This window comes from Pantoea sp. ARC270 (assembly GCF_003236725.1).
GTDB classification, from domain to species: Bacteria; Pseudomonadota; Gammaproteobacteria; order Enterobacterales; family Enterobacteriaceae; genus Pantoea; species Pantoea anthophila.
In genome coordinates this window covers 14,771-32,194 of sequence record NZ_PUGA01000048.1, presented here as the reverse complement: position 1 = coordinate 32,194, position 17,424 = coordinate 14,771, and the positions used below count along the sequence as shown (strand labels likewise).

The 17,424-nt window shown below is 59.3% G+C and carries 17 protein-coding genes; 11 read left to right on the top strand and 6 right to left on the bottom strand.

Translation table 11 applies throughout. The features are described from left to right. Positions 1-141 precede the first annotated feature (141 nt). Together CKF42_RS18915 and CKF42_RS18910 are read right to left on the bottom strand one after the other, a co-directional pair. Entirely contained in the window at positions 142-1,200 is a 1,059-nt protein-coding gene (locus CKF42_RS18915; protein ID WP_111208916.1) for a hypothetical protein, read from the bottom strand. 15 nt (positions 1,201-1,215) lie between these two features. Next, on the bottom strand, positions 1,216-1,884 hold the full coding sequence (locus tag CKF42_RS18910) for a hypothetical protein (protein WP_111208915.1): 669 nt from the start codon (positions 1,882-1,884) through the stop codon (positions 1,216-1,218). A gap of 463 nt (positions 1,885-2,347) precedes the next feature. Between CKF42_RS18910 and CKF42_RS18900 the strand changes: the two genes are divergently transcribed. The 11 genes from CKF42_RS18900 to CKF42_RS18850 all read left to right on the top strand — a co-directional run bounded on the left by CKF42_RS18900 (position 2,348) and on the right by CKF42_RS18850 (position 14,576). Further along, positions 2,348-3,340 carry a sigma 54-interacting transcriptional regulator gene (locus tag CKF42_RS18900; protein ID WP_111208913.1) on the top strand — a complete coding sequence of 331 codons (993 nt, stop codon included), beginning with the start codon at positions 2,348-2,350 and terminating at the stop codon, positions 3,338-3,340. A gap of 137 nt (positions 3,341-3,477) precedes the next feature. Then, positions 3,478-3,717: a hypothetical protein gene (locus tag CKF42_RS18895; protein ID WP_058956631.1), complete on the top strand. Its 240-nt coding sequence runs from the start codon at positions 3,478-3,480 to the stop codon at positions 3,715-3,717. A 62-nt stretch (positions 3,718-3,779) separates the two neighbouring features. Next, positions 3,780-4,148, top strand: a complete 369-nt coding sequence (locus tag CKF42_RS18890; RefSeq protein ID WP_111208912.1) for an EscI/YscI/HrpB family type III secretion system inner rod protein — start codon at positions 3,780-3,782, stop codon at positions 4,146-4,148. Positions 4,149-4,153: 5 nt separating this feature from the next. Then, positions 4,154-4,918: a type III secretion system inner membrane ring lipoprotein SctJ gene (gene sctJ / locus CKF42_RS18885; protein ID WP_111208926.1), complete on the top strand. Its 765-nt coding sequence runs from the start codon at positions 4,154-4,156 to the stop codon at positions 4,916-4,918. 3 nt (positions 4,919-4,921) lie between these two features. Next, on the top strand, positions 4,922-5,506 hold the full coding sequence (locus tag CKF42_RS18880; protein ID WP_111208911.1) for a serine kinase: 585 nt from the start codon (positions 4,922-4,924) through the stop codon (positions 5,504-5,506). Then, entirely contained in the window at positions 5,493-6,089 is a 597-nt protein-coding gene (sctL, locus tag CKF42_RS18875; RefSeq protein ID WP_111208910.1) for a type III secretion system stator protein SctL, read from the top strand. Before CKF42_RS18880 ends, sctL begins: the two co-directional genes overlap by 14 nt. Positions 6,090-6,164: 75 nt before the next feature. Next, positions 6,165-6,392, top strand: coding sequence for an HrpF protein (locus CKF42_RS18870; protein ID WP_111208909.1), 228 nt, complete (start codon positions 6,165-6,167; stop codon positions 6,390-6,392). Between the two features lie 24 nt (positions 6,393-6,416). Then, the gene (sctC, locus tag CKF42_RS18865; protein WP_111208908.1) at positions 6,417-8,465 is read left to right on the top strand and encodes a type III secretion system outer membrane ring subunit SctC; all 2,049 of its coding nucleotides are present in this window, start codon (positions 6,417-6,419) and stop codon (positions 8,463-8,465) included. A gap of 17 nt (positions 8,466-8,482) precedes the next feature. After that, a complete protein-coding gene (gene hrpT / locus CKF42_RS18860; protein ID WP_058956625.1) occupies positions 8,483-8,668 on the top strand; it encodes an HrpT family type III secretion system protein in 186 nt (61 codons plus the stop codon). A 62-nt stretch (positions 8,669-8,730) separates the two neighbouring features. After that, a complete protein-coding gene (locus CKF42_RS18855) occupies positions 8,731-14,130 on the top strand; it encodes an AvrE-family type 3 secretion system effector (RefSeq protein WP_111208907.1) in 5,400 nt (1,799 codons plus the stop codon). A 35-nt stretch (positions 14,131-14,165) separates the two neighbouring features. Next, entirely contained in the window at positions 14,166-14,576 is a 411-nt protein-coding gene (locus CKF42_RS18850; protein WP_111208906.1) for a type III secretion system chaperone, read from the top strand. Positions 14,577-14,603: 27 nt separating this feature from the next. On the opposite strand, the gene sctU is transcribed toward CKF42_RS18850, so the two are convergent. Genes sctU through sctR form a run of 4 tightly spaced genes read right to left on the bottom strand, consistent with a single transcriptional unit; the run spans position 14,604 to position 17,422 of the window. Continuing rightward, positions 14,604-15,689: a type III secretion system export apparatus subunit SctU gene (sctU, locus tag CKF42_RS18845; protein ID WP_111208905.1), complete on the bottom strand. Its 1,086-nt coding sequence runs from the start codon at positions 15,687-15,689 to the stop codon at positions 14,604-14,606. Beyond that, on the bottom strand, positions 15,686-16,501 hold the full coding sequence (gene sctT / locus CKF42_RS18840; RefSeq protein WP_111208904.1) for a type III secretion system export apparatus subunit SctT: 816 nt from the start codon (positions 16,499-16,501) through the stop codon (positions 15,686-15,688). The genes sctU and sctT overlap by 4 nt, the downstream gene beginning before the upstream one ends. Further along, positions 16,501-16,761: a type III secretion system export apparatus subunit SctS gene (gene sctS / locus CKF42_RS18835; protein WP_111208903.1), complete on the bottom strand. Its 261-nt coding sequence runs from the start codon at positions 16,759-16,761 to the stop codon at positions 16,501-16,503. The genes sctT and sctS overlap by 1 nt, the downstream gene beginning before the upstream one ends. 7 nt (positions 16,762-16,768) lie before the next feature. Continuing rightward, positions 16,769-17,422 (bottom strand): type III secretion system export apparatus subunit SctR, encoded by a 654-nt coding sequence (gene sctR / locus CKF42_RS18830; RefSeq protein ID WP_111208925.1) that lies wholly within the window; start codon positions 17,420-17,422, stop codon positions 16,769-16,771. Positions 17,423-17,424 lie beyond the last annotated feature (2 nt).

The following is a 17,424-nucleotide window of genomic DNA, read 5'->3' as shown; positions in this document are numbered from 1 at the left end:
ATTGTGTGGCCTCACATGTCCGCCGTAACCCGCATCTGCGCTGTCCACCCCCGGAAGCGCGCGTTATGGCGGGCACGCTACCGGCCTGAGCAAAAAAAAGTCCCTGTATCAGCTACAGGGACAAACGTCAGCTGCCAGAGATCAGGCAAACGGTGGCGGATCGTTCTTTCCTTTTCCGCCGGCATTCTCCATCGCAATCTGCACGGTATCGGTGGCTGCCGTAATGCCCCAGCCAACCGGCCCTCGTGCTGCACTCAGTCCGCCTTCGGCGAGTCCTTTCAGGCCGCCGGTAAAGACTTCACCCACGTTACGCGCCTCACCAATATTGTTAAAGAAAGGCGCAGCAACAGATTTCAGGATGGGGATGTTCGACAATATCTTGCCAAACTCACCCATCCCCCACTGGAAGTTATCTTTATTGGTTCCATCCGGACGCACATGTGTATCGTTCGTCTGTGGCAGCTGTTTATTCTCCGGCAGCATCTTCAGCCCCTGCTCGGCGATATCCTTCAGTACACCCGCCTCGGTACCGTGGCGGGCGTCGCCATCTCTGGTGATGCCCTCAATCTTGTCGTTCGCTGAGATCTCTTTTCGCTCGCTGCCGTCGCGGGCGTTAAGACCTTTGATGCTGTTCAGCACGCAGGCCATGTTATAGGCTGCATCAGCACGACTCTTCGGATCCTTATTGGCATCCGTCCAGTCGCCGAAGCGCTCCTTAAGCTGCTCGCGCTTGATATCTTTCTGATTGCCGAGGTTTTTCAGCACTGGATTCTCATCAATGATCTGTTCGGCGCTGCGGTTATCCCCCGGCGGGCGGCCCGTCAGGTTCTCCTCTGTCGGCCTGACGCGGGTGTCCTTCTCACTGCTCCGCACGCCATCGCCCGCTGCCTGCGGAACGTCTTCACCGGCTGTTTCGCTGACAAATAACGCCGTGGGTAGCGCGCCTTCATCAGCGGCGGCCGGATCGACCAGCGCCCCTGAACCCAGCTGGGATAACAGCTGATCCAGCTGGCACGTCGGATCGGTCAGCCCCGCGAGCGGGGTTCCGCCTGCACTGGCCCAGGAGACGGGAAGATCACGTCCCGCACCCGCCAGCGAAGCGCCGGACTGGAAAGCGGGCAAGGGCAGATTACCCGGCAGTTGCCTGCCGGGTGAAAACGCAGGCGTGATGCCGCCTGCGCCAGGTATATTCATCACCATAGAGTTTCCCCTGCATCAGCTTTGCGTATTTTTCCCGGAAGATTGCCCCTCGCCACCGCCCAGCAGCCCCTGCAACAATGAAGAGAGCCCCAACAGCGACAGCAGGTTCTGCATCATGCCACCCTGGCCTCCATTATCCGTTGCGCCCTGACCCGGTGCCTGTGGGGCATTACCGCCGGATTCTCCGCTCTCTGCGCCTTTACCTTTATCAGCCCCCATCATCTGCTGGAGCAGCTGCTGAAGCATCTGCATCAGCTGCTCAAGCGGATTGCCGCTGCTGCTCGCGCCCTGTGACGGCGCCGGGGTCGTCGCTTCCGCCGGCTGCTGCGCTTTGTTTCCCCCGCCCAGCAGCTGTTGCAGGCCGGTCAGCATCATAATCTGCTGCAGTAAGCCACCGCCGCCCAGAGCGTCAGGCGAGCTGGCTCCTTTTGACGGGCTATTGTTCTGGCTGCCGCCTGAACCGGTCAGCGAAGCCAGCGTGCTCAGGCCGCCAAAGGCGTTACTGGCAAACGAGAGGGGGTTGGTTTTCGCATTATCAAGAAAAGATAACGATGATTTACCCGGCTGATCGGGTAAATCAGCTTTACCTGCCGGACTGCCTCCCGCTTTGCCGGGCATTGTGGCCGACGGCAGATCGACTCTGTTCGCATTTGCCGCACCCCCACCCAATCCTGGAATTTTCATGATGTTACTCCTCAGTATTAATCAGTCAGTGATGAAATGGGCAGCTGCTGAAGCCGTAATATTTTGCAATCCTATTTTCTGCCGATTGCACAATTTTACTTTTCAGGCTGATGCTACCTCGCACTGTGAGTGGCGATTGTTCCGGGCTGGTTCCAGGCTGAATATTCTCTTTGTGATACGGGTTCAGATTCTCACCACGCAGAGGCGCCTTCAGGAAAATCATATCTTAATGTTTAATAGGGTTTTTTATTAAATCCTGTAAGGTAATCCTTACCGGCTGCACGTCAATCCCTACAAAACAATAATCCTGGACTGATAGCGGGCCTGGACAGATTGAGTGAGAGTGAAGCCGCGGTAAATTTGTAATTCTTTACATCAGGCTCTGCTTCCGGAATTTCCAAACGTGCTGAATTATCCGCGTGTCTTCTGTAAGACGCGCTTAAGTGAAGCTAACGGAGAATGTATGGTTCGTCTTTACAGGACACAGTCAGGCCAGGCGACTGTTGATGAGGAGAGGGCGGATAGCGTTTTACGTCAGGTTGATTCCCGTCCCTCTGTAGTGACGGGAGATGCCGAACCCGTAACCGATATCCATACCCATCTGTATAAGATTCTGAATACGATTGCGCCATTGAACATCGATGTCTTAATTGAGGGAGAAACGGGCACCGGGAAAGATGCGCTGGCCCAGCGGCTCTATCAGCTGTCCGGCTGTCGCGGCCCGATGGTGCCGGTCAACTGTGCAGCCATTCCGGAAACGCTGGCCGAAAGCGAGCTGTTTGGCGTCATGGCCGGGGCGTATACCGGCGCGAGCAGTTCCCGGGCGGGATATATAGAGAGTGCCAATCACGGCGTGCTGTTTCTGGATGAAATTGACAGTATGCCGCTGACGATGCAGGCCAAGCTGCTGCGCGTCCTGGAGAACCGCGCGGTGGAGCGCCTGGGCAGCACTAAAAGTATCGGACTGGATCTGCGCATCGTTGTCGCCTCGCAGATTCCGCTGGCGCAGCTGGTAGCGCAGGGGCGTTTTCGCCGGGATCTCTTCTTTCGCCTCGACACGATTAAAATTGCCACGCCAACCGTTCGATCACGACCGGAGCTGATTCTGCCGATGTTTCGCCAGTTTACCCAGGAGGCGGCGCTGCGCCTCAATCAGCCACTGCCGCCAGCGTCGCCCGCGCTTGATGAAACCCTGCTGCTGCATAGCTGGCCGGGAAATATCCGCGAGCTGAAAGCGGCGGCTGAACGCTTTGTGCTGGGCCTGCCGCCGCTGTGCAGTGAGATCAGGCAGGAAGGGGGTGGATTACTCAAGGAGAGAATGCGGCGCATTGAGCGCAGCCTGATCCACGACTGCCTGAACCGCCACGATCATCGTATCGACGATGTCATTCTTGAATTAGGTATCCCCAGACGTACCCTCTATCACCGCCTGAAGCTGTTAAAACTTATCGCCTGACCAGTCGCCCGCCTCACCCGGGGTGGGCCAGACGCCTTACCGGCAGAAATATTTACTTTGCGATGGAACCGGATCGCCTCCTTTTTTACTTAATGAAGGCAACACCCAACGACAAATCATCAACGCGAGGAATTATTATGTCAGGTGCGAGCTTACTTTCAAACGGCATCACCAACGCAGCGTCTGCTTACACGCAGGTTGCCGGAGCCTACAGCGGTGCGAAATATATGGTCCGGTCACAGCAGGCGATGGACAAAATGCAGGAAAATCAGGCCGATAAAATGGATCGTGATGTAGAGTTCCAGCGCATTAACGGCATCGCCGAAAGTAATGCGCAGGCTGCCTCTGCGGCTGCCCAGGTCAAAATTCAGTACTAATCCGCTCCGGCAGGGGGCCAGTTCCTGTCTCCCTGCTCTTTCATGCCACAGGAGTGCTACGGATGAAAGTCTCTCAATCTTCTTCACTCACCTCCGAACCGGTTCCCTCAGTTGAGATGTACAGCGATCCGCCGTCGGAGGGGGATATTCAATGGTTTAACGCACAGCTTAATGGCCCGGCACCTGACGGTCACAGTGGGACCGCTCCGGAACCCGGCGTGGTGGGCAATATCCTGCAATCGCTGAGCGGCAACCAGCGTGCGCAAAAAGAGGCCTTTCACGATCTCAGAGTCGCGTCGCGATCCTCCAGTGCGGAAGATTTTTCCCGCGCCAATGCGCAACTCTCTGATTACTACATCGAGAGCCTGATGAACGCCAAAGTGATCGCCAAAACCGTTCAGTCAGTCGACAAAATCAGCAATCTGCAGTGAATCCTATGAATGGCTCTGTAATGAAATGCCTCTGCGCCCTGTGTCTGGCGCTGCTGCTGACCGGCTGTGGCGACCAGACGCAGCTGCACAGTGGACTCTCGGAAAACGATGCCAATGATGTCGTGGCAGAACTGAGCCGCTTTAAGATAGAGGCGGAAAAGCAGGTTTCTAAAGAGGGGGTAAGCGTGAGCGTCGCGCGCGGCGATATCGAGCGGGCGGTCAATATTCTGAATGCCGCCGGACTGCCGCATCAGGCGCGAACCAATCTCGGCGCGGTGTTTCAGAAAAGTGGGGTCATCTCCAGCCCGCTGGAGGAGCGCGCCCGCTATATCTATGCGCTGTCGCAGGAGGTCGAAGCAACCCTGTCACAGATCGATGGCGTCGTGGTGGCGCGCGTGCACGTTGTCCTGCCGGAGCGTATCGCCCCTGGCGAGCCGGTTCAGCCCGCGTCCGCGTCGGTATTTATCAAATATCATGAAAATCTCGATCCGGACAGTATCGAACCGCGTATTCGGCGGCTGGTGGCGACCAGTATTCCGGGGCTGGTCGGCCGCGACGATCGCGACCTGGCGATCGTTTTTGTGCCAGCGAAAGCCTGGCAGGATAAGCCTGAAATAGTGCAGCTGGGGCCGTTTCAGCTTACCCCGGAACGATACGGGATGGTGAAGGTAGTTACAACATGCTTTGGGGTGCTGCTGCTGTTACTGGTGGCCAATGCCTTCATTCGTCAGGCTCTGAGCCGTAAGCGCCTGGCTGCTCAGGCGAAGTGAGGCATGATGCATAACGCTGCACCCGATGAAGAACTGGCTCTGCGCTGGCTGCGCTGGTGGCACACGGAGTGCTGGCTGCAGGCGGATGAAAGCTGGTGTCTGCCACCGCTGGCCCGTTTATCTGTCCCTGTGCAGAGGCAGTATCTGCGTCAGCACGCCTCGTGCTGGCAACATACGCTGGGTATCTCAGGGGAGCTGGCCGCACCCGAGCCGATGGTGCTGGCTATCAGCGATTTGCCCCCTGAGCAGCGCGCGCAACTCCTCATTCTGGTCGCTGAAATTTGCGGCGGGGCCATGCCACTCTCCGCTGAGCTGAAGATCTGGCTGCGGCGTCTGGCGAAGGGGACGCGCGTTGCATGCTGGCTGCCTGCCGGGCTTTTCACCACCGGCGGCAGTGCCGACAGCCTCTGCCTGCTGCAGGCGTTATTCCCGACAATCTGGCCGCGTCTGCGGCTGCTTTTTCCGGCAGAGGAAGCGCCGGTAAGCCCGGCACTTTCACTGCCCGATCACCGCCTGCGCCCCTTATGGGAAGTGGCGCTCTGGCAGGTGCAACATCCTTCGGGAGCGATGCGCAATGTGGAAACTTAAAAGCCTTTCCCTGCCGGAGGGCAGCCCGCCATCGGGTACGCTGCTGCGCCGCGAGGCGCTTGCGCTTGGGCTGGAAGCGGCTGCCATTATCCGCCAGGCGCACCAGCAGGCGCAGGCGATCCGTGAACAGGCCCGTGCCGAAGCGCAGGCTGAAAAAGCGGCCAGCCTGCGCGAATGGGAAGCCCTGTTCTGGCAGCAGGCGCAGACGCTCCTCACTGACTGGCAGCATCAGCGCACCGCCGAAGAGGCACAGCTGGTGGTACTGGCCGGCAAGGTCGTTAACGAGGCGCTGCAGCAACTGCTTGATGAGGTGGACGATGAGCGCCGGTTTCAGGTGTTGATCAGACAGCTGTTGCGTCACTCTCCGCGTCAGCAGCAGGCTACGCTCTATTGCGCCAGCGGGCAGGTGCAGCAGATTGCCGACTGGCTGACCACGCAGCCGTCGCTGCGCTGGACGCTGTACGCCGACCCGGCGCTTGAGCCCGATCGTTTGCGGCTGATAACCGACACCGGTGAGCTGGTCGTGGACTGGCGGACGCTGCATCAGCAGCTCGCACCCGCGCTGGCAGAGGAGAGCACATAAAAAACGAAAAATCTGTGGAACTGCTTTGCGTGCTGCGCCACTTAACAGGGGTGCCTAACAAGAGGAGTCACCATCATGAGTTCAAACGATCTGTTCCAGCGTCAGCTTTCTTCCAACTCCCACCGCAAACATCATGAAGCCTATCAGTTTGCCCGCGATATCTCAGGCGAATCGTTCAGCATTGCGGATATGTATGCTTTTCAGAATTGCCTGCAGGATATGTCCAACGCCAGCTGGGCGAGTTCGCAATATACCCAGTTCAAGTTTGGCATCCGTAAAGCGATTATCGACGCTGTTAACTGAGCCCCTGTCAGCAAGGAGTCAGGCGTGTTTACCTTTTCTTTTCCGGGCCGCCTGCTGGCGGTCATTACCCTGCTGGTACTGAGTGTGGGCCACGCCTGCGCCCGGGTGCCGGATGAATGGAAGAGCGGTGCCTATGCCTACTCGGCAGACAACACCCCGCTTAACATTATTCTTGATGACTTTGCCAGCAGCTTTGGTGTCGAGGTCAATCTGGGCACGCTGCCCGACAGCAATGTCACGGGTAAACTGCGCGCAGAAAGCCCGGAGGCGTTCCTCAATCGCCTGGCGCTTGAGTATCGCTTTCAGTGGTTTGTTTACAACAGCACGCTCTACGTCAGCCCACAGGCTGCCCAGACCTCCCAGCGTATTGAGATTTCGCCGGAAGCGGCACCCGATCTGAAAGAGGCGCTGCGCGGGGTCGGCCTGCTGGAGCCCCGCTTCGGCTGGGGTGAGCTGCCCGATGAGGGCGTGGTTCTGGTCACCGGGCCGCCGGAGTATGTGCGTCAGATAACGGAATTTGCCCGTAAATCGGAGAGTAAACCTGAAGCCGAGGGTAACAAAGATATGATGGCATTTCCGCTACGGTACGCCGCCGTGGCGGATCGCACCATCCGCTATCGCGATCAGGAACTGCGGGTGCCGGGGGTGGCAACTATCCTGAATGAGCTGCTGGGGCACGCCGGCAATGCCTCTTCCGGCAGCCAGGCATCGGGGCAGGGAGAGGATGAACAGGTTTCGCGTGAACAGTCGCAAAGCGTGCTCAATGAGCTGATTAATCGCAATATCCCGGTCTCCGGACGTAAGAAAGCGTCAGCCAGCAGGCTGGCGGGGAAAGTCTCGGCGGATGTCCGTAACAACCTGCTGCTGGTCCGTGACGATCCGAAAACCCGGGGAGCCTATCAGTCATTAATCAGCGCCATCGATGTGCCGCAGAAGCTGATCGAAATTGATGCGGTGATCGTCGATATTGATCGCAGCGCGCTGAAGCGCTTCTCCAGCAACCTGGCCGGTCAGTTTGGCAGCGTCGTCAGCGGTGCCAATATGCTCTCCGGTGCCAGCACCCTGTTCGTTACCGATTTCCAGCGCTTTTTTGCCAGCATCGAAGCGATGGAGGGGGAAGGGACGGCATCAATCATCGCTAATCCCACCATCCTCACGCTGGAGAATCAGCCAGCCGTGATTGATTTCAGCGACACCGCCTTTATTCGCGCCATTGGCGAGCGGGTGGCTGATATTCAGTCTGTCACCGCCGGAACCAGCCTGCGGGTCACGCCACGCGCGATCAGCACCTCACAGAAATCGGCCATCCAGCTCATTGTGGATGTGGAAGATGGCAAGCTCGATAAAGATGACGAGGGCGATGCCCAGGGAACCCACAATGCCGCGGTCAGTACCCAGGCGCTGGTGGAGGCGCGTCGTTCGCTGGTGCTGGGGGGATTCCATTCTAAAGAAACCGGCGATCGCGAGCGACGTATCCCGATCCTCGGCAGTATTCCGCTGATCGGCAAACTCTTTACCTCAACACGCTATGAAACCTCTCAGCGTGAGCGGCTGTTTATCATCACGCCGCATCTGATTGGCGATCAGGTCGACCCCTCCCGCTATATCGCCGCCGAGTCGCGCGAACAGCTGAATAATGCGATGGATGAGGTGAGCAACCGTCATAAATATACCGACATCAAAGGGATGGTCGAAGGGGCGATGCGCGACCTGGCACTGAACCGTGTGCCGACGGGGATGACCAGCGGCGGCACAGGCCAGACGCTCTCCTCACTCTGTCGTATTCCGGGGGCGTTCGGCAGCGATTTCCGCCGCCATCAGTGGTATGGCAACAGCAGCGTACAGATAACCGTCGGGGTGATCACCAATAACACGCGTCAGACGCAGCGGTTTGATGAGAGTGTGTGCCGCAGTGACCGCACGCTGGCGGTAGGGGTCTGGCCACGCGGGGAATTGCGGCCGGGTGAATCGGCAGAGGTGTTTGTGGCGTTTGACAGCCATGCGCCGGCCCGCCCGTCGCGCGCTTCGCTGCTCTCTGCATCAGGCGGCGCACCCGCCAAAAACGTCTTCTGAGCTGATAAGGAAAAAGCATGTTACTGAGAACAATCGGGCTGGCCGCCGCCGCACTGATGCTGAGTGCCTGCGCACGGCCACAGGCCGGGTGCAACGAGGTGAGCTGCCGCCCCTCATCCGACCTGCACACCCTCACCATCTGGTGGCAACCCCAACTGCGTAATGGTCCGGATGACTTTACGCGGATAGCCGTAGATAACTGACCGCATTCGGTAGTCTCAGACCCCGGTTGATCGCCGGGGCCGTATTTGAGCGAGGATCAACCATGGCGATTCACCTCCCGTTTTCGGGAAGCCTGCGTGCGACGCAATCTGTGTCGCCTGCCCGCAGCGATAACGCTATTCCACTACGTCAGTTTTCCCGCCGCCCGCAGCAGACCGCAGGTGGCGCCCTGCACCAGGAGGTAAGCCGTCAGCCCGCGCCAGCCCTGCGCCAGCGGGCAGCGGATGCCCGCCAGCGCACAGGCAGCCTGCGCCAGAGCCTCAGCCGCCTGCGGGATAAGTGCCGCCGCCAGCCCCCGCCCGATGTGCCAGAGAGCACCCGCCCGCCGGAGCTGAACCGCCGCGACCTGGCGGTGGAGAGGCGTCACAGTGACGCCGCGCCCGAGGTCCCCCCCTTACGTCCGATGACTGAGCCGGAACCCTGGCCGTCACGCCGCCGCCATCTGCTTTCGCCCATTGCAGAAGAACGCTACAGCGCGCTGCAGGAGAGCCAGCGCAATTCACTGCAGCAGCAGGCGTTCCGTGCGGCCGAAGAGGAGGCGACCACCGGGCAGGGCGGTCTGCAGCCGCAGTCTGCCCGACTGGCGCTGGCAGAGGATGGCACGTTAAACGTCATCCGGAGCGCGTCGGAATCGCTTACCGCTCTCCTCAGCGAAACGCTGGCCAGTCCGCAGTTTCGCTGGCTGGCGCATCAGGCCAGCGACGACGATTGCCAGCACGGCCTGATCGCCCCTGACGGCAGGCTCTTTTCGCTGCAGGGGTCGCCCACGATGTTTATCGGTCTGACCAGCAGCCGTCCAATGCCTGCCTGGCCACAGCTGACCGCGCCGCAGCGGCTTGCGGCGCTACCGGATGCGGCAGTCTCTGCGCTGATGACCGGCATCTTTCATCACATCCCTCAACCCTCAGATGACGAGGAAACCGGGATGACCCCGTCAGGCGCGCCGGTGTCGGAGCCATGGCGGGAGCATGGCGGGCGGCTCTATCGGCTTAACGACGCCGCTATGTGCTGGGAACAGGTCGATAAAGAGGAAGAAAAAAGTTTCAGCCGGTTAAGCAGGCAGCCTGATGGGATGCTGTATGCCATTTACGATAAGAAGAGCCTGCACAATCTCTCCAGCGGCGAAAAGTCGGCAAAAACCGATAAGATTACCGCCTACTGCGTCGGCTCGCACGGTGCCGCACTCCTGCTTCTCAGTGATGAGAAAACTGCCGGACAGTCGGTTATGTGGCTCAGTCGCCTCAGCGCGAAAAAAGAGGAACAGCAGAAAATAACCCTCAGCGCCCGGAATCAGGCGGGTGACAGGCAGGCGTTTCACGCCACCGGTATGGCGCTGCATCACAGACGTCTCTATGCGCTGAACAGCGAGGGGACGCTCTGGAGCGCAGCATTCCCGCCAGCGCAGCCGGGCAGCGAGATCGTGTTACAGCCTGATCTGAATCAGACAGTCCTCTCAGAGCAGCTGGGGGCTGGGGTCATGATAAGCAGCCTGGTTTCCCACCGGGATGGCGAACTGATGGCCGTGGTGAAAAGCGAGGCAGACCAGAAACATCTCTGTGTGCTGAATGCGCAGGGGCGGTTTGAGGCGCGCTGGAATCTCAGCGAGAGTCTGGTGCTGGATCATCACAACGGATTATTGCAGCCGCATCCCCTGGCGCATGAGAGAGTCGATACGGGCCGCACCGGACAGTTAACGGTTCATGAAGGCAAACTGTATGCCTGGGATAAAAATGCCGGGCGCTGGGAGGCGAGCCAGGAGAAGGCGGACACGCTGAAGCGGGCGCAGGACGGAAATGGCTGGGTGATCCGCGACGGGTTGCCTTCACGGGTAAAAATCAGCCAGAAGAGTGACAGGATTGACGGCGCGCATCACCGTTTTGCCCTGCGGCAGTTAAACGTCAGCCTGAGCGTAGAGCTGCCTCTGCCGGGGTTTGACGAAAACAATAAAGCACGCGCCATTGCACCACTGGATGGCGAAAACTGTGCGGCAATCAGTGAAAGCAACACCCTGCAATATCACCGCACCCAGGCCGGGCGTCGTCAGGCGTACAGGATGATGCAAACGCTGACTAAGGCGGGCATTGCGAACGCGCAGCCGCACACCCGCGCGACGCTGCCCGCGAACGGCGAAGGCAATACGCTGACCGATATCACGACCGATCAGAATCGCAGTCTCTATCTCCTCGACTTACAGGGCAGGCTCTGGACGATGCCGGAAGCGGACTGGCGCGCCTCGCCTGGCAGCCGCCCGGATGCACGCTGGCAGCCAGTCACGCTGCCTCCGCAACTGGGCCCCTTAGCGCGACTGCATAACAGTGCCAGCGGAGCGCTGGTGGTGGTCGACAAAGAGGGGCGCAGTGCGATATGGCAGCTGGCCGCAACGTCGCCGGAAAGGGCAGAGGTTCAGCCGGACGGTGCAGGCCCGCTGCCCCCCCTCACGGATGAGAACCGCTGGCGGGTCATGTCGGCGTCTGAGCTGACAGCGCCGCCCCCAGGTGTCTCGCGACAGACGCCGCTGAAAGCGATAGCGCGGCTTGATGAAGCCTCAAAAAGTGTCAACGTGCGTGGCATGACGCTGAAGGCAGAAACCACTATTGCCGGGATGAGCGGACGTGATGGTAATCATGTCAACAGCCGCCTGCGCGATCGGCTTGGCGCGCATTTACTCAATACCCGGATGACGACGCCAAGACCCCTGAAAACCGCCTGGTACGCCACGCGCCATCACTGGCAGGGGCGTGAAGGGCTGCGTCCGCTCTATGCGCAACAGGCGGATCTTTATGAGCGGCTTAAAACGTTGCTGGCCACGCCTGACGCGGCGGCGTACGGCACGCTGCAGGCGCGCCTCGCCGCACTCGATACGCGCGCCTTCGACCGGACGTTTATCGACCATCTGCACGCCTTTATCGACACGGTTGCCGACAGCGTACAGCACCACAGCAGCCTGCTCGGTCAGCATAGCGGGGCGCTGCACGGTGACGGAAGTGAAAAAGAGGCGTTTCATCCCTCACGGCTCAGGGCGGCCACCCAGGCGATCAACCCGTACAGTGATGATGAGAATCTGCTGGCCCGGCTGGATGAGGTCTGCCGACGCTATCCACTCCGTGAGGGGCGCCCGGCAGCGATTGGCCAGCTATACGCGAACGGCGTCGTGGCCCGGCACCAGAAGGCGCGGCCGCCACTGGGGCGAATGCGCGATCCTCATGATGAGATGGGGCTGGTGAAATCCCGTCTGATCCTCGACGGATTGATGATGGCCGCCCTGCACGATGTGGTGGATCAGATGGCTGCCTCTGTTGATCACGGCCAGGCCAGCCCGACACAGATTGCAGCCATCAAAGCGCGATTGCGTCTGTTACGTGATGAGGAGTATGGCGAAAATCTGGTGCAGAAAGCCACCGCTCAGGGTTTTGTGAATAACCGCCAGCTGGAGGCCTGCTATGACGCGATGAAATCTTTTATTAATGCGCTGAGTAAGCCGCACCACGGCCTGAATATGACGACCCGCACGGTTCTGAAAGCCTCCGATCAGCAGCAGATGGCCGCGCAACTTCTCACGACGCTCAACGCGCTGGAGCCGGGGGAAAACGTCGGCTTTGGGCGCAACTACGGCGGCATGGTGACCCTCTCGGTCATCCCCGGCGGGGAAGTGATCGGTATTCCAGGCGTGCGGGGCAATCTTGATCGCGCCTACAGCGCCAGTTTCGCTCGCGGCGAAAGTGGTATCAACGTCACCTTCAGCCGGAACGGGGGCGGCACCGGCACGGTGTTTGGCGCCGCAGGCTGGAACCCGCTGAGCCAGCCGGACGCCGCGGCTCTCCCGGCGTCTGGCGGCAACCGCAGCATCGTTCCCTCGCTGCGGCTGGGTGGCATGGTGGCCATCGCCCTGCAGCGCCAGTTACAGAACAGCGTCAGCTTTACCCTGAGCGAGGCGGAACTTCAGCCTTTTATCACGCAGCTGACTCAGGGTGAACTTCATCCCGGTGAACTGCTGGAAAAAGGTGTCAGTCATAAAGTGAAGCAGGGCACGACACTCACCTTTAACGTGGATGCCACTGCGATGGCGCTGGCCAGTGGCGGCCTGCGCTATCCCATCAGTGGCGGAGAAGGCAGGAAAAATCGTGTGATGATCCGCGCGGGTGGCATGGCGCAGATGGGAACGAATATCCTGAATGCGCAGCGTGAGCGTGCCACCACCCGGAGCGAGGCGGGCAGTACACTGGGCCGCAGTGATAACCGTCTGCGGATGTTCAACACCCTCAGCGCCAGCATTGGTCTGAATGGCGGGGTGGGCATTACCGCGAGTCCTTCATCCGGGCTGCGTATCCCCCTGTTTGGCGTCAACAGCACCACGATTCAGGCCAGTATGGATAACCGCACCCGACACAGCATGAGTATAGATATCGCCCGGGCAGAGCCTGTTCACCGTCGCCAGCTGGAGAAGCTGATCGAGCAGGCAGAGACGCACTTTGACGATCCGCAGACCAATGCGCTGCTGCAGGCGCTCAGAGACGCGGACAACGCGCCAGAGAAAGTGAAAAGTGAGAGCTCTGCAGGTCTGAACGTGCTGCTGAAAAAGAGCCTGAGCGAACGCCAGGCGCATCCTGGCACCCTGCGTCCGCTGTCTGAAGGCGAAAAAAAGAGGCTTGAGGCGCTGAATAAGGCGGACGGCACGACAACGGCCTCAGCACAGGCACGCCGTGACAGGTTCAGTACCTTTCTTCAGGATGAGTCGCAGGCCACAGCGAACAGGCTCGACAAACTGCTGACCCATCTGCTGGCGCTGACGCCAGCCGGAAATGGCCAGTATGGCGTCATTAACAGTGCCCGGGCACTGGATTTGCAGCGCCGTGCACATGCGCTGCACTGCCATCAGCTCAACAGTGCCGAGTATCAGAGCACATACAGTAATCTGCGCAAAGTAGACCGCAATAATCTGATGCATGTCGTGCATAGCCTCTTCGCCAGCGAACTGCCAGAGAGTGCCGCAGAGGCAATCAGCCGCTTTATGGAGGAGAAGCCCATGCTTAAAGCAATCATCCGCGAGTTGCAAAAAAACCGTAACACCCAGGCGGTGGTCACCCTTGAGCTGCATGATGAACAGCGCTATGCCCTTCAGCAGGCGTGGCTGCGTCAGGAAACCCAGCCGGAGACGGTCGCCGCGCTGCTGCGCGACCGGACATACCTGCGGGTTAAATCGATTGGTTTTAGTGAAACCAATACCAAACAGGAGGGGATCTCTGTGCCGCTGTTTGTCGCCGGGGGCAGCAGTGCCGCCAGCGTCAGTATCAGCCGTAACCTGGGGAAAATTACCTTTAACTATGGTGTTAATCAGCGATCACCTGTCGCCTTCACACTGGAGGGCGATATAACCCATGCCAGCCAGACGCTGGTGGATGCGTTAACGAATGCCGGACAGCAGGACAAGCGCGGGCGACGCTAAGCCCGGATCACCCCTTACACTGACAGGAGCTGAAGATGATACAGCAACAAGAGGTACAGCGGCTGCTCGACGATTTTGGTCGCCGCCAGGGCATTGCTCTGACGCTCGACAACGGCGTCTGCGCGTTGCAGGATGAGCAGGGCCGGGAGGCGGTAGTGCTGGAGCTTCCGCCGGGAAGTGATACGTTACTGCTGCATTGTCAGCTCTTCGCCTCAGCGCGGCTTGCCGCGCAGCTCGTGACCTGGCAGCGGTTAATGAAACTCAACTTTGACATGTATGCAATGCGTGGATGCTGGCTGGCGCTGGATGAAGAGGAGCAGATGCGGCTCTGTTATCAGCAGCCGCTGGCCGGTTTAACGCCGGCTGCGTTTAACGCCCTGATGCTCGCCTTTATTCACCAGGCTCAGGAAGTCCGGACGTTGCTGCCGGAGATGCTGGCTGCCTGATGCACTGATGCGGAGTGGCCCTCCGCATCACTCTTCCCGAATCTCAATCACCTCATCCAGGTAGTGATCTTCCAGCTCCCGCAGCAGACGGTAGACGTGGGCGACGGCATTTAACGTTTCGCGGGGAACATAGGCGCCTTCGCGGGTGGTGCGCCACAGGGTACGTGTCAGCCAGATAAAGCGGATCACCGGTCTCTTTTTGCGCTGCGCCTCTTCAATTAATGCGCGCGCCTCTTCATCACACGCTTTGAACAGCAGACGGGGCAGCGGCGTCTCATCCGGCCGGTAATAGAGGCCGACGGCAAAATGGGTCGGGTTAACCAGTAACACGTCCGCCTCTTCCACATTCACCTCGCGGGCAGGCACCGGCTCTTCATTCAGGATCGCCTGCGCCACCTGGCGACGGTGGCCTTTCATATGCGGATCGCCTTCGCTCTGCTTAAACTCGTTTTTGATATCTTCATGGCTCATGCGCTGCTGCTTCAGAAAGAAATAGCGCTGAATACCAAAATCGAACAGGCTGATAATCAGCATGACCATCAGTACCCGACGCGACACTTTCATAAACAGCGCCATCACCCCCTGCCAGAAGCCGTTGAGGTCGCCAAGGGCCAGCTGAGCCAGGCTGCCGAGGTCAGGCATGATCGCCTGCCAGACTACCAGGCCTATCACGACGGCTTTCACGATGCTGGTTAAAAGCTGGGTAAACTGACGGGCGGAAAAGAGCGTCTTCAGATGATTAACCGGATTCAGTGCATCCAGCTTCGGCGTCAGCGCGTCGGTGGAAAAGAGTGGGCCGAACTGCAGCCAGCCACCCACGACCCGCAGCAGGATGGCGATGGCGCACGCGATCCCCACCAGCACCAGCAGAACGGTGACACTTTCCCCGATCACCTCCTCCATCGCATGATCGAACGGATCGCGCAGGCGGGAGAGCGGCAGCAGCAGCATCGCCTGCATCCGCTGCATCCCGCTCTCCACCATAGCAAACAGGGTTTCAAGGATGCCAATTGAGATCAGCAGCTTAGGGATATCCTGGCTCTGGCTGACCTGGCCTTTTTTACGCGACTCCCGGAGTTTCTGGGGAGTAGCGTCTTCGGTTTTTTCGCTCATGGCGTCCCTCCGGCTGCAGGGGCAACGATCCGTGACAGGAGAGGGATGAGATCGCGCAGTTCATACAGTCGCGCATGACCCAGATGGTCCAGCAGCGGCAGATAGAGGATAAAAAACAGCATGCCGAGCAGGCATTTCAGCGGAATGGTCAGGGCCGTCGCCTGAAGCTGCGGGCTATAGAGGCTCATCACACCGATGGCAAAATCGAGCAGCAGCATCAGCGCCACCGGCGGTCCGGCATAGAGCACCATATCGCTGAAGAGTTTTCCCACCCGCGTAAGCCAGATGTGAAACCCCGCCTCGCCAGGAAAAGGGATCCACTGTGTGGCGGACCAGAGATGATAGCTGTCCCAGATCACCTGCGTGATGGTCGATAATCCGAGTCCGGTGACCAGCAGCAGTATCAGCAGCTGCTGCATCAGTTTCCCCAGCGGCGTCACATCCGGCCCCAGCTGCGGGTTGATTTGCCCCCCCATTAACGCGCCACGCTGGTTATCGAACAACGCCCCGACAGACTCATAGAGCCAGAAAGGCAACGCCAGCAACAAGCCGAGCAGGATGCCTATCAGTAACTCTTTGAGAACCAGGCCGGCCAGCAGCAGCATCGACGGCTCAAGCGCATCAATCTGTTCTTTGATGCCCGGCGCAATAAACAGCGCCAGTGCCACGGCAATGGCGGTGCGGAGTCCCCCTTTAATCACGCTGAAGGAGAATATCGGCGTCAGCAGGAGGCAGGGGAAAATGCGCGCCATGCCGAGTCCCAGCGCGAGGATCGCGTGAAAGGTATCAGTGAGGGGGTAACCTGTCAGCATCAGGCACTGACCGTTGACATCATCGCAAACGCAGCCTGCGCCAGCTCCATCAGCTCAACACCGACCCAGCGACCGGTGAGCGCCAGCGTCAGGCCGACGGCGACCAGCTTGATGCAGAACGGCAGGGTCTGATCCTGCAACTGCATCGCGGCCTGCACCAGTGAAATAATCACCCCGGCGATGACCGCGACCAGCAGCGGCGGCGCGGAGAGGATCACCACCAGCAGTAATCCCTGGCGAAACAGCGTCAGAATATCCATAAAAACCTCATAAATAGCTGTAGAACAGCCCGTCGAGCAGCCGTGTCCAGCCGCTGATCAGCACAAAAAGCAGGATTTTCAGGGGCAGCGAGACGGTCATCGGCGACACCATCTGCATCCCGAGCGCCAGCAGGATATTGGAGACAATCAGATCCACGACAATAAAAGGAATAAAGATCAGAAAGCCGATTTTGAAACCGTTCTGCAGCTCCGACAGCACAAAGGCCGGGATTATCAGCAGCATATTGTCCGGAGTAACCGTTTTCGCCATCTTCTCGGGCCACATACGCTGGGCATTTTCCTGCAGATGGATAACGATGTCCGGGTCGCTGTTTTTGCGCATAAAGGTTTTGAGCGGTTCGATACCGTTAGCGGCGGTATCGTCGAGCCGGTCCATACTGCTGAAATCGACGGGCATCGCTTTCAGCCGGTCGGTCATCTCACTCAACACCGGGGCCATAATGAACAGCGTGGCGGCCAGCGCGATGCCGTTCAGGGCCATCGTCGGCGGCACCTGCTGCACGCCCATGGCGTTGCGCGTTAATTGCAGCACCATGGTAATTTTTAAAAAGCTGGTACAGATGATGAGCATCATCGGCAGCAGCGCCAGCGCGCCGAGAAACAGCGCCAGCATAATCGGGTTCAGCGGCCCCATCTCCATCG

Excerpts from the sequence above, each read along its gene's own strand:
- CKF42_RS18870 (WP_111208909.1), top strand. The coding sequence starts at position 6,165 with ATGAGTTCAAACGATCTGTTCCAGCGTCAGCTTTCTTCCAACTCCCAC.
- CKF42_RS18850 (WP_111208906.1), top strand. The coding sequence starts at position 14,166 with ATGATACAGCAACAAGAGGTACAGCGGCTGCTCGACGATTTTGGTCGC.
- sctJ (WP_111208926.1), top strand. The coding sequence starts at position 4,154 with ATGAATGGCTCTGTAATGAAATGCCTCTGCGCCCTGTGTCTGGCGCTG.
- sctU (WP_111208905.1), bottom strand. The coding sequence starts at position 15,689 with ATGAGCGAAAAAACCGAAGACGCTACTCCCCAGAAACTCCGGGAGTCG.
- CKF42_RS18895 (WP_058956631.1), top strand. The coding sequence starts at position 3,478 with ATGTCAGGTGCGAGCTTACTTTCAAACGGCATCACCAACGCAGCGTCT.
- hrpT (WP_058956625.1), top strand. The coding sequence starts at position 8,483 with ATGTTACTGAGAACAATCGGGCTGGCCGCCGCCGCACTGATGCTGAGT.
- sctL (WP_111208910.1), top strand. The coding sequence starts at position 5,493 with ATGTGGAAACTTAAAAGCCTTTCCCTGCCGGAGGGCAGCCCGCCATCG.
- CKF42_RS18855 (WP_111208907.1), top strand. The coding sequence starts at position 8,731 with ATGGCGATTCACCTCCCGTTTTCGGGAAGCCTGCGTGCGACGCAATCT.
- sctT (WP_111208904.1), bottom strand. The coding sequence starts at position 16,501 with ATGCTGACAGGTTACCCCCTCACTGATACCTTTCACGCGATCCTCGCG.
- CKF42_RS18915 (WP_111208916.1), bottom strand. The coding sequence starts at position 1,200 with ATGGTGATGAATATACCTGGCGCAGGCGGCATCACGCCTGCGTTTTCA.
- CKF42_RS18890 (WP_111208912.1), top strand. The coding sequence starts at position 3,780 with ATGAAAGTCTCTCAATCTTCTTCACTCACCTCCGAACCGGTTCCCTCA.
- CKF42_RS18900 (WP_111208913.1), top strand. The coding sequence starts at position 2,348 with ATGGTTCGTCTTTACAGGACACAGTCAGGCCAGGCGACTGTTGATGAG.
- CKF42_RS18910 (WP_111208915.1), bottom strand. The coding sequence starts at position 1,884 with ATGAAAATTCCAGGATTGGGTGGGGGTGCGGCAAATGCGAACAGAGTC.
- sctR (WP_111208925.1), bottom strand. The coding sequence starts at position 17,422 with ATGGAGATGGGGCCGCTGAACCCGATTATGCTGGCGCTGTTTCTCGGC.
- sctS (WP_111208903.1), bottom strand. The coding sequence starts at position 16,761 with ATGGATATTCTGACGCTGTTTCGCCAGGGATTACTGCTGGTGGTGATC.
- CKF42_RS18880 (WP_111208911.1), top strand. The coding sequence starts at position 4,922 with ATGATGCATAACGCTGCACCCGATGAAGAACTGGCTCTGCGCTGGCTG.